This is a genomic window from Methylomicrobium lacus LW14 (genome assembly GCF_000527095.1).
Taxonomy (GTDB): domain Bacteria; phylum Pseudomonadota; class Gammaproteobacteria; order Methylococcales; family Methylomonadaceae; genus Methylomicrobium; species Methylomicrobium lacus.
This window is the reverse complement of sequence record NZ_AZUN01000001.1, coordinates 1,676,469-1,692,412: the sequence shown is the minus strand read 5'-3', so window position 1 is coordinate 1,692,412 and position 15,944 is coordinate 1,676,469. Positions and strand designations below refer to the sequence as shown.

Annotated in this window: 15 protein-coding genes and 1 pseudogene; 15 read left to right on the top strand and 1 reads right to left on the bottom strand. The window is 56.8% G+C overall.

Translation table 11 applies throughout. The features are described from left to right. Positions 1 to 39: 39 nt before the first annotated feature. From METLA_RS0107605 to ispF, 12 genes and pseudogenes are all read left to right on the top strand, one after another. Positions 40 to 1,257, top strand: coding sequence for a UbiH/UbiF/VisC/COQ6 family ubiquinone biosynthesis hydroxylase (locus METLA_RS0107605; RefSeq protein ID WP_024297975.1), 1,218 nt, complete (start codon positions 40 to 42; stop codon positions 1,255 to 1,257). 227 nt (positions 1,258 to 1,484) lie between these two features. Next, a pseudogene (locus tag METLA_RS20755) lies at positions 1,485 to 1,736 on the top strand (YMGG-like glycine zipper-containing protein); the annotation flags it as partial. A 201-nt stretch (positions 1,737 to 1,937) separates the two neighbouring features. Beyond that, positions 1,938 to 2,807: a YiaD family glycine zipper/OmpA-like lipoprotein gene (locus tag METLA_RS0107595; RefSeq protein WP_024297973.1), complete on the top strand. Its 870-nt coding sequence runs from the start codon at positions 1,938 to 1,940 to the stop codon at positions 2,805 to 2,807. A 253-nt stretch (positions 2,808 to 3,060) separates the two neighbouring features. Further along, entirely contained in the window at positions 3,061 to 4,029 is a 969-nt protein-coding gene (gene accA, locus METLA_RS0107590; RefSeq protein ID WP_024297972.1) for an acetyl-CoA carboxylase carboxyl transferase subunit alpha, read from the top strand. A gap of 58 nt (positions 4,030 to 4,087) precedes the next feature. Continuing rightward, entirely contained in the window at positions 4,088 to 5,407 is a 1,320-nt protein-coding gene (tilS, locus tag METLA_RS0107585) for a tRNA lysidine(34) synthetase TilS (RefSeq protein ID WP_024297971.1), read from the top strand. A gap of 104 nt (positions 5,408 to 5,511) precedes the next feature. Continuing rightward, positions 5,512 to 7,149: a CTP synthase gene (locus METLA_RS0107580; protein ID WP_024297970.1), complete on the top strand. Its 1,638-nt coding sequence runs from the start codon at positions 5,512 to 5,514 to the stop codon at positions 7,147 to 7,149. 101 nt (positions 7,150 to 7,250) lie between these two features. After that, positions 7,251 to 8,084: a 3-deoxy-8-phosphooctulonate synthase gene (kdsA, locus tag METLA_RS0107575; protein WP_024297969.1), complete on the top strand. Its 834-nt coding sequence runs from the start codon at positions 7,251 to 7,253 to the stop codon at positions 8,082 to 8,084. Positions 8,085 to 8,094: 10 nt separating this feature from the next. Beyond that, positions 8,095 to 9,375 (top strand): phosphopyruvate hydratase, encoded by a 1,281-nt coding sequence (gene eno, locus METLA_RS0107570; protein ID WP_024297968.1) that lies wholly within the window; start codon positions 8,095 to 8,097, stop codon positions 9,373 to 9,375. Between the two features lie 63 nt (positions 9,376 to 9,438). Continuing rightward, positions 9,439 to 9,717 (top strand): cell division protein FtsB, encoded by a 279-nt coding sequence (gene ftsB, locus METLA_RS0107565; protein ID WP_024297967.1) that lies wholly within the window; start codon positions 9,439 to 9,441, stop codon positions 9,715 to 9,717. A gap of 85 nt (positions 9,718 to 9,802) precedes the next feature. Next, on the top strand, positions 9,803 to 10,504 hold the full coding sequence (ispD, locus tag METLA_RS0107560; protein WP_024297966.1) for a 2-C-methyl-D-erythritol 4-phosphate cytidylyltransferase: 702 nt from the start codon (positions 9,803 to 9,805) through the stop codon (positions 10,502 to 10,504). A 35-nt stretch (positions 10,505 to 10,539) separates the two neighbouring features. After that, positions 10,540 to 11,859, top strand: coding sequence for a tetratricopeptide repeat protein (locus tag METLA_RS0107555; RefSeq protein WP_024297965.1), 1,320 nt, complete (start codon positions 10,540 to 10,542; stop codon positions 11,857 to 11,859). Positions 11,860 to 11,888: 29 nt separating this feature from the next. Beyond that, entirely contained in the window at positions 11,889 to 12,356 is a 468-nt protein-coding gene (gene ispF, locus METLA_RS0107550; RefSeq protein ID WP_024297964.1) for a 2-C-methyl-D-erythritol 2,4-cyclodiphosphate synthase, read from the top strand. Between the two features lie 62 nt (positions 12,357 to 12,418). Here ispF and METLA_RS0107545 read toward each other — a convergent pair whose 3' ends face one another. Beyond that, positions 12,419 to 12,862: a hypothetical protein gene (locus tag METLA_RS0107545; RefSeq protein ID WP_024297963.1), complete on the bottom strand. Its 444-nt coding sequence runs from the start codon at positions 12,860 to 12,862 to the stop codon at positions 12,419 to 12,421. A gap of 529 nt (positions 12,863 to 13,391) precedes the next feature. On the opposite strand from METLA_RS0107545, the gene rlmH reads away from it, so the two are divergent. The 3 genes from rlmH to rng are packed head-to-tail and all read left to right on the top strand — an operon-like array spanning position 13,392 to position 15,890. Beyond that, the gene (gene rlmH, locus METLA_RS0107540; protein WP_024297962.1) at positions 13,392 to 13,862 is read left to right on the top strand and encodes a 23S rRNA (pseudouridine(1915)-N(3))-methyltransferase RlmH; all 471 of its coding nucleotides are present in this window, start codon (positions 13,392 to 13,394) and stop codon (positions 13,860 to 13,862) included. Then, positions 13,859 to 14,443: a Maf family protein gene (locus METLA_RS0107535; protein ID WP_024297961.1), complete on the top strand. Its 585-nt coding sequence runs from the start codon at positions 13,859 to 13,861 to the stop codon at positions 14,441 to 14,443. The genes rlmH and METLA_RS0107535 overlap by 4 nt, the downstream gene beginning before the upstream one ends. Then, complete coding sequence (gene rng, locus METLA_RS0107530; protein ID WP_024297960.1) at positions 14,436 to 15,890, top strand: ribonuclease G; 1,455 nt, start codon at positions 14,436 to 14,438, stop codon at positions 15,888 to 15,890. Before METLA_RS0107535 ends, rng begins: the two co-directional genes overlap by 8 nt. The last annotated feature ends 54 nt before the right edge of the window (positions 15,891 to 15,944 follow it).

Here is a 15,944-nt window from a genome sequence, read left to right as displayed (position 1 = left end):
TTGGGCGCGGTCAATTTAAGAGAGACAGATACACTCGTTATGAAAGAAGATTTTGATGTGGTAGTCGTCGGCGGCGGCATGGTCGGCGCGGCGGTCGGTTGCGGTTTGGGCGGCAGTTCGTTGAAAGTCGCGGTGATCGAAAGTGCGCCGCCCGAGCCCTTTTCAGTGGAGCAGCCGCATGATTTGCGCGTTTCCGCGCTCAGCATCGCCTCCAAAAACATCCTGGCCGCGGTCGGCGCCTGGAAGGGTATCGAAAACCGGCGGCTTTGCCCGTTTCGGCGCATGCGGGTCTGGGAAACGGCCGGCGATACCGAATTTTGCAGCGACGATATCGGCGCACGCGAATTGGGTTATATAGTCGAAAACAGGGTGACGCAGCTGGCGCTGTTGGAGCGCCTGCAGGAATTCGATAATGTCGAGGTCATCTACCGGGTCAATCTGGACAAAATCCACTATGAGCCGGGCAAGGCGAGCGAGCTTGAACTGGCGGACGGCCGGCGTTTGTCGGCGCGCGTCCTGGTCGCGGCCGACGGCGGCCAGTCGAGGGTCAGACAGGCGGCAGGTCTCGGCGTGACCGGCTGGGATTATAAACAGCATGCCTTGGTGATCTATGTCGAAACTGCCTACGGCCAGCAGGACATCGCCTGGCAGCGCTTCGTGCCGAGCGGACCGCAGGCCTTCTTGCCGCTGACCGGCCATTACGGCTCGATCGTCTGGTATAACTCGCCCGATCAGGTCGGTCGCTTGAAAGCATTGTCCGACGACGACTTATTGAATGAACTGCAAAATGCCTTCCCCGACTGTCTCGGCAAGATCAACAAGGTGCTGGGCCGGGCGAGTTTTCCGTTGAAGCGCCAGCATGCGCAGGATTATGTGAAGCCCGGCGTTGCATTGGTCGGCGACGCCGCGCATATGATCAACCCGCTGGCCGGGCAGGGCGTCAATATCGGCTTTCTCGATGCGGCGGCGCTCGCCGAAGTGCTGCTCGATGCGGATCAGAAAGGCGAGGATATCGCCGGAATGACCGTCCTGAAACGCTACGAAAAAATGCGCAGGAACGAAAACCTGAAAATGATGACGGTGATGGATGCGTTTTACCGCGTATTCAGCAACGATCTGCTGCCGGTCAAATTTTTGCGCAATCTCGGCTTGGGGTTGGCCGAGCGGATTTTACCCGCCAAAAACCTGGTCATGCGCAGCGCGATGGGCATCGCGGGCGAGTTGCCCAAGCTTGCGCGCGGTAAACCGCTGGTCTGATCGTCTGCCGGCGTACACCGGTTAAGAAGAGGACTGATTAATGTTCCAACAACTGCTCACAGTTAGGCTTGCGGGCGGCTGTTCAGCGTCCGTTTAGATTCTGCTGCTATGATAAAGCAAAACTTTTTTGAAGATTTCGGCCAGACCGGGCAGTTATTATTTTTCTAACTGCGGTTTTCGGCTTTATTTAGATGGTCGTTTCATTTCAACTCAAGACCGAGGAAAACATGAGAAATTCGCTTTTAATCACCGCAATCAGCGCTATGCTGCTGACTGCATGCGCCACTGACCCCTATACCGGTCAATCCTCGCTCAGCAATACCGCGAAAGGCGCCGGCTTGGGCGCGGCCGCCGGCGCGGCGATCGGTGCCGCCTTCGGTGGCAATGACTGGAAGAACGTTGGTTACGGGGCTTTGGCCGGTGGCGCTGTCGGTGCTGCGGCTGGCGCTTATAAGGATCATAAGGATAATCAACAGAAGAGTTATTATAATCCCTATCGATAATTCCTTCGTCACAGTTAGGTCGCGGGCTACTGTTCAGGGTCCGTTTAGATTCTGTTACTATACCCATGCAAAATTTTTTTGAAAATTTCGGCCAGACAATGCAGTTATTGATTTTCTAACTGCGGTTTTTGGCTTCATTAGATGGTCGTTTTATTTCAACTCAAGACCGAGGAAAACATGAGAAATACGCTTTTAATCACCGCAATCAGCTCTGTGCTGCTGACTGCATGCGTCACTGACCCCTATACCGGCCAGTCCTCACTCAGCAAGGCTGCGATGGGCGGCGGCATAGGTGCTGCGTCCGGCGCCGCGATCGGCACCGCATTTGGCGGCAACGATTTGAAAAACGCCGGTTTTGGGGCTTTGGCCGGCGGCGTGGTGGGCGCGGCGGTGGGCGCTTATATGGATCATCAGCAGAAGGAAATGGAGCAGTCCTTGCAGGGAACCGGCATCGAGGTGCAAAGAACGGCCGAGAATACCTTGAACCTGAATATGCCGGAAAGCGTTACCTTCGCTTACGATTCGGCCACCTTGACGCCGCATGCGCAGTCGGCTTTGAATACCGTCTCCGGTATTTTGAATCAATATCCTGACTCGACGATTACCGTGACCGGTCATACCGATAGCGATGGCTCGGATACTTATAACCAACGGCTGTCCGAAAAACGCGCCGCCAGTGTGTCTAATTACTTGAGCCAGCACAGCGTCAGCTTCTCGCGTTTGAAGCAGCAAGGCATGGGCGAGAGTATGCCGAAATATCCGAATACGACTGCGGAAAACAAGGCGCAAAACCGCCGCGTCGAGCTCGCGATCGTCGCGAACAATAATGCCGGCGCTCAGCAAGGTAGTCCGCAACAACAAGGCTACCCGCAGCAGCAACAAGGTTATCCGCAACAACAGGGCTACCCGCAGCAACAAGGCTATCCGCAACAGCAGGGCTACCCGCAGCAACAAGGTTATCCGCAACAGCAGGGCTACCCGCAGCAACAAGGTTATCCGCAACAGCAAGGCTACCCGCAGCAGCAACCCTACGGATATCCGCGTTAATCCCGTTAATCAGCCGGTGAGCCGCAGGGTTCTCCGGTTGTCAACCCCGGCCCTGCCGCGACTCGCTTGCGGCGGGGGCTTTTTTTGGGGGCGGATTTGTCAGCAGCAGGATTCATCGGGCTGTCGATGCGGGGGCGCGGGATTTATTGGCGGTTAGATTATCGCTTCGGGTATAATCTTTCGATGGCTGGCGGCCTTTTTCGTCTGCCGGCATTTTCATTTACCGACCTAGACCACCATTTTACAAGGCGCCATGGATTTAAAATTTCTCGATTTCGAACAACCCATTGCTGAACTGGAAGCCAAAATCAGAGAGCTCCGTAATGTGGAATTCGATAATGACATCAATATTTCCGATGCCATCCAGCAACTGGAAGAGAAAAGTCGCGCGCTGACCGAGTCGATCTTCTCGAATCTGTCAGATTGGCAGATTTCGCAGTTATCCCGGCATCCGGGGCGTCCTTATACGCTCGATTACATCAAACTGATGTTCACCGATTTTCATGAGCTGCACGGCGACCGCGCTTATGCGGATGATCCGGCGATCGTCTGCGGCCTGGCGCGTTTCGATGATCAGCCGGTGGTGGTGATCGGCCATCAAAAAGGCCGCGACACCAAGGAAAAGATTTACCGCAATTTCGGCATGCCGCGTCCGGAAGGCTACCGCAAAGCCTTGCGCGTGATGAAGATGGCCGAGCGTTTCAAATTGCCGGTGATCTGTCTGATCGACACTCCGGGCGCTTATCCCGGTATCGGCGCGGAAGAGCGCGGGCAAAGTGAGGCGATCGCGAAAAACCTGTTCGAAATGGCCCGGCTCAGAACGCCGATCATCTGCACGGTGACCGGTGAAGGCGGTTCCGGCGGCGCCTTGGCGATCGGCGTCGGCGACCGGCTGATCATGCTCGAATACAGCACCTATTCGGTCATTTCGCCGGAAGGTTGCGCCTCGATCTTGTGGAAAAGCGCCGATAAATCGCAGCTCGCGGCCGAAGCGATGGGGATCACCTCCGACCGCATCCGCGAGCAGGGCTTGCTCGACGAAGTGGTGCGGGAGCCGGTCGGCGGCTGTCATCGGGATTTTGAGGGCGTGGCGGCCAATTTGAAGGAGGTCTTGCAGCGCCATCTGGAAGAACTGAAACAGTTCTCTCTCGACGAACTGCTCGAAAAACGCTATCAGCGTCTGATGAATTTCGGCGCTTTCATCGAAGAGCCGGTTAAATAAGCGGCATCGTTTACGTCCGGATGCTGTCCGGGCGCTTGTTCCTCGGGATTTTTTTCATATGCTGACGCCTCGGCTGATCGAGTCTGCGCTCGAATCGTGCGAGGCGTCCTCCGGGCAAATCTTTCTTGCTTATAGCGGCGGCGTCGATTCGCATGTGCTGCTGCATCTGTGCGCCCAGGACCCGGCGTTGCGCGACCGACTGACCGCGCTGCATGTGCATCACGGCCTGCAAAGCCAGGCCGAAGCCTGGGCGAGTCATGCCGAAGCTACCGCGCGCGCGCTCGGCGTCAAATTTCTGCTGTTTCGCGTCGATGCGCATCCGAAGTCCGGCGAAAGCCCGGAAGAGGCGGCTAGGAACGCGCGTTACGCGGCATTGCAGTCGGTGATGGCGTCCGGCGATGTGTTGCTGGTCGCGCAGCATCAGGATGATCAACTGGAAACGGTCCTGCTGCAATTATTGCGCGGCGGCGGCCTGCTCGGGCTCGCAGGCATGCCGGCCAGCCTGCCGTTCGGTCGGGGCACGCTGCTCAGGCCGTTGCTGCATGTTCGGAAACAGTTGGTCGATGATTATGCGGCGGCGCAGCAGTTGCATTGGGTCGAAGACCCCAGCAATCACGAGAGCGTTTACGACCGTAATTTTTTGCGTCAAGAGGTCCTGCCGTTGTTGAAACAGCGCTGGCCGTCCTGCGATCAGACCGTGGCGCGCGCGGCCGGCCATTGTGCGGAAGCCTATGCGATGCTGGCTGATATTGCCGCCGAGTCATTCGCAGAGGTTTACCAGGAAAGCGATAATACCCTGAGTATCGAGCGGCTGAACGCGTTCGATTTGCCGCGGCGGCAGCTGATCATTCGGCATTGGTTTGGGCGGATGGGCTTGAAAATGCCCTCAAAGGCATTCCAGGCGCAGTTGTTCGACCAGGTGATCGGCGCCGGCGTGAATGGCGATCCGGTGCTTTGCGGGCAGGGCTGTCAAATCCGCCGCTACCGGGACAGGCTGTATTGCCTCAAGGGCGATCAGGGCGAGCTTTTACAGGATCTTGACTGGCCGAAGAATCGGGAGGCGGTCATAATCGGCCAACGCCTGACGCTGTCCCTTGTTCGGTCGATGTCGGGGATTCCCGAGGCGGTTTGGCGGCAGTCAAGCGTGGCCGTCAAGTTTCGTCGCGGCGGCGAGATCATCGCGTTGCCGGGACGTCAGGGGCGCCACAGCCTGAAAAAACTGTATCAGGAAATCGGCATCCCGCCGTGGCAAAGAGAGGCGATGCCGCTGATTTATCTTGACGACAAACTGGCCGCGGTCGCCGATCTCTGGATCAGCGCCGAATTTTATCGGCAGGATCAGAACGATTGCGTCCGTTTCGTCTTGCGCCGGGATTGATCTTTTCGCCCGCGAAATCGCTAAAGACGATAAGGCCCATTTGGTGCTAAAATAGCCAACCTTCTGATACCAGTCATCTGTTCCAATCCGAAGCAAACATCTACATGACCAAATATATCTTTATCACCGGCGGGGTCGTATCCTCTCTCGGCAAAGGCATTGCGGCGTCTTCGCTCGCAGCCATCCTGGAGGCGCGCGGCCTGAAAGTGACCATGACCAAGCTGGACCCGTATATTAACGTCGATCCGGGCACGATGAGCCCTTTCCAGCACGGGGAAGTGTTTGTGACCGAGGACGGCGCCGAAACCGATCTGGATTTGGGGCATTACGAGCGCTTCCTGAAGACCACGATGGCCAAGAAGAACAACTTCACCACCGGTCAGGTTTACGACAGCGTGCTGCGCCGCGAGCGCAAGGGCGAATATCTCGGTGCGACCGTGCAGGTGATTCCGCACATCACCGATGAGATCAAGAACCGCGTCTATCAAAGCGCGGAGGGTATGGATGTCGCGCTGATCGAAGTCGGCGGCACGGTCGGCGATATCGAGTCGTTGCCGTTTCTCGAAGCGATACGGCAGATGCGCGTCGATCTCGGCGCGGAACGCTCGCTGTTCATTCATTTGACGCTGGTGCCTTACATCAAATCGGCCGGCGAGATCAAGACCAAGCCGACCCAGCATTCCGTCAAGGAACTGCGTACGATCGGCATCCAGCCGGACATTTTGATCTGCCGTTCGGAGCAGGCCATTCCGGTCGCCGAGCGCCGCAAGATCGCGTTGTTCACGAATGTCGAGGAAAAGGCGGTGATTTCGGCGGTCGACGCGGACACGATCTACCGGATTCCGCTGCTCTTGCATGCGCAGGGGCTCGATGACATCGTCGTGAATAAATTGCGGCTGAATGTGCCGCCTGCGGATTTGAGCGAATGGAAAAACGTGGTCGATGCATTGACGACTTCCACGAATGAAGTCAATATCGCGATCGTCGGCAAATATGTCGATCATACCGATGCGTATAAATCGCTGAATGAAGCGTTGATTCATGCCGGCATACGGACACGCAACAAGGTCAAGATCCATTATATCGACTCGGAAATGATCGAGGACGAAGGCGTCGGCGCGCTCAAAAACGTCGATGCGATCCTGGTGCCGGGCGGCTTCGGCGAACGCGGCGTCGAGGGCAAGATTGCGACGGTCAAATATGCCCGCGAAAACAAGATACCTTATCTCGGCATCTGTCTCGGCATGCAGGTCGCGGTGATCGAATTCGCCCGCGATGTGGCGAAGCTCGAAGGCGCACACAGCACGGAGTTCCTGCCGAAGTCGCCGCACCCGGTGATCGGTCTGATTACCGAATGGATGGACGAAGCCGGCAGGATCGAAACGCGCGATCAAAATTCCGACCTGGGCGGCACGATGCGCCTCGGCGGCCAGCAATGCCGCCTACAGACCGATTCGCTGGCGTTCAGGCTGTATCAGAAAGACGTGATCACCGAACGTCATCGCCATCGTTACGAATTCAATAACCAGTATTTCGACAAGCTCGAAAAGGCCGGCCTGCGCTTTTCCGGCAAATCGATCGACGGCCGCCTGGTCGAAGTGATCGAAATCGCCGATCATCCGTGGTTCCTGGCTTGCCAGTTCCATCCCGAATTTACCTCGACGCCGCGCAAGGGGCATCCGTTGTTTTCGGGTTTCGTGATCGCGGCGGCCGAGCATAAGAAGGCGGTGGCGCAAGCGTAGGCCAATGTAGGAGTAGGGTGGGCAGCGCTTTTCTGCCCACCGTTTTTAAACTTTTAAAGGTGGGCAGTAAAGCGCTGCCACCCTACAGATTGAGAACATTCATGCAATTATGTGGTTTTGAAGTCGGCCTCGACAAGCCGTTGTTTTTGATCGCCGGTCCCTGCGTGATCGAAAGCGAGCAACTGGCGCTGGATACGGCCGGCTATCTGAAGGAAGTGACGCAGGAACTGAACATTCCTTTTATTTACAAGTCGTCGTTCGACAAGGCCAACCGGTCGTCGCATGAAAGCTTCCGCGGCCTCGGCGTCGAGCGCGGGCTCGAAATCCTGGCGAAAGTCAAAAAAGAGATCGGCGTGCCGGTGTTGACCGACGTGCACGAGGACACGCCGCTTGCAGAAGTCGCGAAAGTCGTCGACGTGATGCAGACCCCGGCTTTCCTGTGCCGGCAGACCAATTTCATCCAGAGCGTTGCGGCCTGCGGCATTCCGGTCAACATCAAGAAAGGCCAGTTTCTGGCGCCGTGGGACATGGCGAATGTCGCGAGCAAGGCGAAGGCGGCCGGCAATGAGCAGATCATGGTCTGCGAACGCGGCGTCTCGTTCGGTTATAACAACCTGGTCTCCGACATGCGCTCGCTGGCGGTGATGCGCGATACCGGCTGTCCGGTCGTGTTCGATGCGACCCATTCGGTGCAGTTGCCGGGCGGGCAGGGCAGTTGCTCGGGCGGCCAGCGCGAATTCGTGCCGGTATTGGCGCGGGCCGCGGTCGCGGTCGGCATCTCCGGCCTGTTCATGGAAACGCATCCGAATCCGGCCGAGGCCAAGAGCGACGGCCCGAATTCGTGGCCGATGCACCGAATCAAAGAATTACTCGAAGTTTTATTAACCATCGATCAGGCGGTGAAAAGCCAAAGCCTGATAGAAACAACAATCTAAGGAAACATTAATGGCTGCAATAGTAGATATTCGTGCAAGAGAAGTCCTGGATTCGCGCGGCAACCCGACCGTCGAAGCCGATGTAGTATTGGCGTCCGGCGTCGTCGGCAGCGCGATGGTGCCGTCCGGTGCTTCGACCGGCGAACGTGAAGCGATCGAATTGCGCGACGGCGACAAATCCCGCTACCTCGGCAAAGGCGTCTTGAACGCGGTGAACAACGTCAAGACCGAAATCCGTTCCGCGATCATCGGTTTCGACGTGGCCGACCAGGAAGGTATCGATAACAAGATGATCGAACTGGACGGCACCGAATCGAAATCGCGCCTGGGCGCCAACGCCTTGCTGGCGGTCTCGATGGCGGCGGCGCGTGCGGCGGCGCAGGAAAGCAAGCAGCCTTTGTACCGCTATCTGAACAAAACCGGCGAATTCGTAATGCCGGTGCCGATGATGAACATCATCAACGGCGGTTCGCATGCGGATAACAGCGTCGACCTGCAGGAATTCATGATTTTGCCGGTCGGCGCGCCGACCTTCCGTGAAGCGATCCGCTACGGTGCGGAAGTGTTCCACAACCTGGCCAAGGTGCTGAAGTCCAAAGGCCTCGCGACCACAGTCGGCGACGAAGGTGGTTTCGCTCCGAATCTGTCTTCGAACGAAGAAGCGATCAGCGTGATCCTGCAAGCGATCGAACAAGCCGGCTTCAAGCCAGGCGTCGACATCTATCTGGGTCTCGATGCGGCGGCGTCCGAATACTATTCAGACGGCGTCTACGATCTGGCGTCCGAAAACAAGCAATACAGCTCGGCGCAAATGGCCGATTTCTTCGTCGACTGGGTCAATAAATATCCGATCATCAGCATCGAAGACGGCTTCGACGAAAACGACTGGGACGGCTGGAAACTGATCACCGAAAAGCTCGGCGGCCGCATCCAGTTGGTCGGCGACGATTTGTTCGTGACCAACCCGAAAATCCTGAAACGCGGCATCGAGCAAAACATCGCAAACTCGATCCTGATCAAGGTGAACCAAATCGGCACCCTGACCGAAACTTTGGCCGCGATCGACATGGCGAAAAAAGCCGGCTACTCGGCGGTCGTTTCGCACCGTTCCGGCGAGACCGAAGACACCACGATCGCCGATCTGGTCGTCGCGACCGGCACCGGACAAATCAAGACCGGATCGCTGAGCCGTTCCGACCGTGTCGCCAAGTACAACCGCCTGATGAAGATCGAGGAAGAGTTGGGCGGCGTGGCGCGTTACGCAGGCCGCGGCGCATTCAAATCGCTGTAAAACTTTGAATCAAGGCGCGGGCGGGGCATTGATGCCTTGTGCCGTGCCTTGAGACGGAATGCCATGAAATTTCTCGTTGCGGTCATCATCCTGCTGATCATTCATTTCCAGTACCGCCTGTGGCTCGGCGACGGCAGTCTGAAGGAGACGCGCGCCTATCAACAGCGCCTGGCGGAATTGAAGAAATTGGGTGAGGAAAAACGGCAGCGCAACGAGAAGCTTTATGCGGAAGTCAAGGACCTGCATAAAGGGCAGGAAGCGATCGAAGAACGTGCGCGCGATGAGTTGGGCATGATTCGCGAAGACGAAACTTTTTTTCAGGTGATCGAAAAAAAACCCTAATGAATCCACCGGGTGAATGAGCTTTGGCGCATCGCCTGTCGATCCGATACGGCGGCCAGTCTGTGCCGCGATTTAATTCCTCTTGATGACTCAAGCACTCAAATTCTGGGCCGTGGTGCCCGCGGCCGGCGTCGGCAAGCGCATGCAGTCCGACCGCCCCAAACAATATCTCGAACTGGCCGGCAAAACGGTGATCGAGCAAACCCTGATCCGCCTCTTGGGCGCCGAGGTATTCTCCGTGGTCGCGGTGGCGATTTCGGTGGAAGACCCTTACTGGCCCGAACTCGAATTAGCGCGCGATCCCCGGATCGTGACCGCTCCCGGCGGCAAGGAAAGGGCCGATTCGGTGCTGTCCGCGTTGAAGACGCTGCAGGGCCGCGCCGATGACAACGACTGGGTGCTGGTGCATGATGCGGCGCGGCCCTGCATCACCTCCGAAGACATTCATCAATTAATCGATACCCTGGCCGATGACCCGGTCGGCGGCATCCTGGCGCTGTCCTCGCACGATACGTTGAAAGACGTGCAGGGCAATGCGATCGTCGGCACGCTCGACCGCCGCCATATCTGGCGCGCGTTGACGCCGCAGATGTTTCGCTACGGCATGTTGAGAGCCGCGCTGATCGAAGCCGAAGGCAATCCGATGATTACCGATGAAGCCAGCGCGCTGGAGTTGAAGGGCCTCAAGCCAAAAATCGTCGAAGGCCGGCCCGACAATCTCAAAATCACCCGGCCCGAAGACTTGGCGCTGGCAACATTTTATCTGGAGCAACAAGCGGCTCCGTAAAGAATCCTCCACGCTGAATCCACGAGTTTTCACTTATGCGACATAGCGGGCCAAAAATCCACAGCACAGCCGAAAAGCTCAAACTCGCTATCGACGCCCATCGGCAAGGACGCCTGGACGAGGCTGAAAAAATCTACCGTGCGGTGTTGAAAACCCAGCCGTCGAATCCCGATGCGCTGCATTTTTTCGGCGTGCTGCTGCATCAGCGCGGACGCAGCTCTGAGGCGATTGCCCGTATCGAGCGGGCCTTGCGGATGAATCCCCAGTATTTGGATGCCCGGATGAATCTGGGCAATATTTACAAAGAGACCGGCGATATGGCAAAAGCCGCCGCGATTTATCGTAAAGTGCTGGCGCTGGAGCCGGAGCATGCCGGTGCATACAATAATCTCGGTGTCGTGCTCAGGAAAACCGGCGACCTGGAAGAGTCAGTGCGGATGCTGCAAACAGCGCTCTCGCTGGCCCCGGATAATGCCGATTTTCTGCACAACCTAGGCAACAGCTATCAGGATCAGAATGAAATCCAGAAAGCTGCGGAGGTCTATCTCCAGTCGATAGCGTTGAAGCCGAAGCAAAAGGACGCCTATGAAAGCCTATGGCAGATGTGGCATCTCAAGGGCCAGTTCGATGCTGCCGCAGAAGTGTTGGGCAAATGGCTGGAGGTCGATCCTGGCAGTCCGATCGCGAAACATTATTTGTCCGCCAGTATCGGCGCCGATATTCCCGAGCGCGCATCGGATGCTTATATTCAGCAAACCTTCGACGGCTTTGCCGCCAGTTTCGACGAAGTCTTACAGAGGCTCGACTATCGCGCGCCCGAATTGACCGCGCAGGCGGTCGCCGAAATTTTTCCCGAAGCGCAAAACCGGCTTTTCGTGCTGGATGCCGGCTGCGGAACCGGATTATGCGGCGTTTATTTAAAACCGTATGCGCGCCAGTTGATCGGCGTCGATCTATCGCCTGCGATGTTACATAAAGCCCAGGGCCGCGACCTTTACGACGAATTGGCGGAAGCCGAACTGGTCGAGTATATCGGACGCTATGCCGCGGCATTCGACCTGATCGTTTCGGCCGATACCCTCTGCTATTTCGGCGAACTTCGGCCTTTTTTTGGGGCGGCCGGCAAGGCGCTGAAGGCGGGAGGTTGTCTGGTCTTTACGCTGGAAAAAATCGAGGACGGCGAGCGCCGGGACTTTAAGTTAAACCATCACGGCCGCTATTCGCATGATTCGGATTATGTGACTCAGGCGCTGGAGGCTTGTGGTCTTACCCTGTTGTCGCGGCGGACTGTGGTTCTGAGAATGGAGCGCGGTGAGCCGGTAGCCGGTTTGCTGGTGACAGCGACTGTAAAATAAATCCTTTGAATACGATAGGTAATAGATAGATGAGAATAGGGCAGGGTTATGATGTGCACCGCTTCAATGAGGGCGATCACATCATTTTGGGCGGCGTTACGATTCCTTACGAGAAAGGGCTCGAAGCGCATTCGGATGGCGACGTGGTGCTGCATGCGCTGGCCGATGCGCTGCTCGGCGCCGCCGCGCTGGGCGACATCGGCAAGCATTTTCCGGACACCGATCCTGAGTTCAAAGGCGCGGACAGCCGCGTATTGCTGCGCCATGTGTATGGCGTCGTGCGGGACAAGGGCTACCGGTTGGTCAATGCCGACATCACGATCATCGCGCAAGCGCCGAAAATGGCGCCGCATATTGCCGCGATGTGCCGAAACATTGCCGAAGATTTAGAGACCGAAGTCGACTGCATCAATGTGAAGGCCACCACGACCGAGAAGCTCGGCTTCGAAGGCCGTAAGGAAGGGATTGCGGTGCAGGCGGTGGTGTTGGTCGAATAATCAGGAACAGGGCGCAAGGCCCGAAGACTGCCGCCCCGGACCTTGTGCCCAGCACCCAAAGATTACTTCATCATTTCGCGTTTAAAAATGGCATCCAGTTTTTTGTTGACGCTGGGTGGCTCGGCTGGCGGCGGCACCGGGGCGGGCTGCGGTTCGACGCGTTGCGCCACCGGCATCGGCGCGGGGGCCTTACGTGTGCAGTCCTTGTCATATTCATAATCGCCTACCGGTCTTTCAAAGGTATATTTGAACGGCTTGCAGACGATGGTATTGCCCAGTTTTTCAAATGCATCGTGGGGCGCAGGGATGGCGGCCAGTGCGGTGATGGGGCTTAGGCCCACAAACAGGCCCGCGCCAACCAGCGTGCCGACGATGCCGGCCGGCCGCAGAAATATATCCATCATCACATCATAGCCATCGCTTTCGACCGCTTGCGGGGTTTGTGCGAAGCTTGGTGTCGCAAGCGAAACAGAAAAGAGCAAAACCAATGAGCTAACTTTCTTCATTTGACTCTCCAAGCGTTTAAAATCAATGGTATCAAAGGATAGGGCTATCCTATCCGGAAAAATCTATCCTATGCTTTCTTAAGTTTAGCATAATGTTTTGGATTGGGGCATCTATTCGTTAGTCGTAAAAATAGGCTTTCCTGGCAAGCGTTCCTAGAGGTTTTTAGATAAGGCTGTGTTTTTATATGAGCTTATAGTTGGTTATTTTAATCTAACTTCTATTATTAGCTATGCTAAAAATCCTGATCGATTGCGGCAGCCTATTTTCGCGAATTTTTCATCGGCCTCAAATGCCGTCTTATCCAGACAGGCAGGCGGTGTAAAGAATGTGTCTGCCGGCTTGCCGGTAATGCCTGAGGCATACTCATGTCCCTGATTTAATCAGCTAGATGGGACTATTTCCTTAGTCTAGCTCAAATGCTTTACAATCGACTTAAATTTTGGTGTCTGTTGCCGGTCTGGTTTGCCGCCAAATTACGTTGGCTCGGGCCTTATTGCATCAGACGCGTCTTCTCTGTATGCTGCACCGATGCAAATACATCTGATTTCGATAGGAAACCGCATGCCGGCTTGGGTGCAGCAGGGTTACGACGAATACGCGAAGCGGCTGCCGCGGGAATGCGAATTGATTTTGAAGGAAATTCAGCCGGGCAACCGCGGCAAGAACTGTGATGTCGCCCGTATCGTGAAGGACGAAGGCGACAGGATGCTGGCCGCGATGCCGGCCAATTGTCATTCGGTCACGCTCGATCTGGCCGGCAAGCCCTGGTCCACGCCGGAACTTTCAGTGTCTTTGAAACGCTGGCTCGAAAGCGGCCGAAATATCGCCTTATTGATAGGGGGGCCGGAAGGCCTGGCCGATGCGGTCAAAAACACGGCGCGCGAATCTTGGTGTTTGTCGAATCTGACCTTTCCACACCCTCTGGTGCGGATCGTCGTGGCCGAGCAACTTTACCGAGCCTGGAGCATCCTGAACAACCACCCCTACCATCGCGGATGAAAAAGGCGCAAATCATCCTGGCCTCGGCCTCGCCGCGCCGACGCGAGCTCCTGGATCAGATCGGCATTGCTTACGAGGTCTGGCCGGTCGACATCGACGAAACGCCGAACGCCAACGAGGCGCCGGCGGACTATGCCCGCAGAATCGCGGCCGAAAAGTCGGCGGCCTGCCATCGGCTGGCCCTGCATAAAGACTTGCCGGTGCTGGCGGCAGATACCGCCGTCGTCCTAAACGGCCGTATCATGGGCAAGCCGAAGGATAGGGCGGATGCGCTGGCGATGCTGCGCCAATTGTCCGGGCAAACCCATCGGGTTCTGAGCGCGGTCTCGCTGCGCGGGCGCACGCACGGCGAGGCGCTGAGCGTGACCGAGGTGACTTTCCGAACGCTCAGCGAACCGGAAATGTTGACCTACTGGGCAACCACCGAGCCGGCCGACAAAGCCGGCAGTTATGCCATCCAGGGACTCGGCAGTGTGTTCGTGCAGTCGATAGCGGGCAGTTTTTCCGGCGTGGTCGGTCTGCCTTTGTTCGAAACGGCCGAACTTCTCTTACAACAAGGCATCCAAGTTTTACATGAGTGAAGAAATCTTAATCAACGTGACGCCGCCCGAGACGCGCGTCGCGGTTATCGAAAACGGCATTCTGCAGGAACTGATCATCGAACGCACCCGCCAGCGCGGACTGGTCGGCAATATCTACAAGGGCGAGGTGTGCCGGGTGCTGCCGGGCATGCAGGCCGCATTCGTAGACATCGGACTGCCCAGGGCCGCGTTTTTGCATCTTTCCGATTTGTCCAGCAAGGAGCTCGAAAAAAAGGGTTCCGAAAATATCGAGCATTATCTATACGAAGGCCAGCACATCGTCGTGCAGGTGGTCAAAGACCCCATCGGCAGCAAGGGCGCAAGGCTGACCACCGAAATCTCGATTCCGTCGCGCTATCAGGTCTATATGCCTTATGCGAACAATTCCGGCGTCTCGCACCGGATCGAGTGCGAAGAGGAAAGAGTGCGTCTGAAGACCTGCCTGGATGCGTTCCGCCAGGAGTACAATTGCGGCGGCTTCATTGCCCGGACCGCGGCCGAATGCGTCGAAGAAACGGTGCTGATCGCGGACATGACTTTTTTGCTGAAGCTCTGGGGCGCGATTTCGGCGAAGATTGCCGGCGCGAAGGCCAAGCAGTTTATCCACAAGGATTTGCCGCTCAGCGTCAGAACGCTGCGCGATTTATACAAGGAAGGCATCGACCGGGTGCGCGTCGATTCGACCGAAACCTATCACCGTCTACTTGAATTCGCCGAGGTGTTCGTACCCGAGATCGTGCCGGTGATCGAGCACTATACCGGCGAATGTCCGGTGTTCGAAATCTACAATGTCGAAAACGAGATTCAAAAAGCGCTCGACCGGAAGGTCAAGCTGAAGTCCGGCGGTCATCTGGTGTTCGATCAGACCGAGGCGATGACGACCGTCGACGTGAATACCGGCGGCTATGTCAGCGGCCGCAATCTCGAAGAAACGATCTTCAAGACCAATCTCGAAGCGGCGCAGGCGATCTCGCGCCAGCTCAGGCTGCGCAATCTCGGCGGCATCATCATCATCGACTTCATCGACATGCAGAGCGATGAGCACAAGCGCCAGGTGCTGCAGGCGCTCGAACGTCATCTGGAGAGGGATCACGCGAAGACCAAGATTTCCGAGGTGTCGGCGCTCGGTCTGGTCGAAATGACCCGCAAGCGGACGCGGGAAAGCCTCGAACACATCCTCTGCGAGCCCTGCAAGGCCTGCGGCGGCCGCGGCGTGTTGAAAACGCCGGAAACGGTCTGCCTCGAAATCTTCCGTGAAATCATCCGCGAGGTCAGGCAATACAAAGTCAAGCAGCTGCTCGTGCTGGCTTCCAACGAAGTCGTCGAAATGCTGCTCGACGAGGAGGCCGACATGCTGGCCGAACTCGAAGCGTTTCTCGGCGTGCAGATCAAGTTCCGCGCCGAGGCCGAATATAATCAGGAACAGTATGATGTGGTGCTTTTATAAGGCGAAAGGTACAAGACGATAGACAAACAAACTGCGGCTCCTTCAACGCTTATA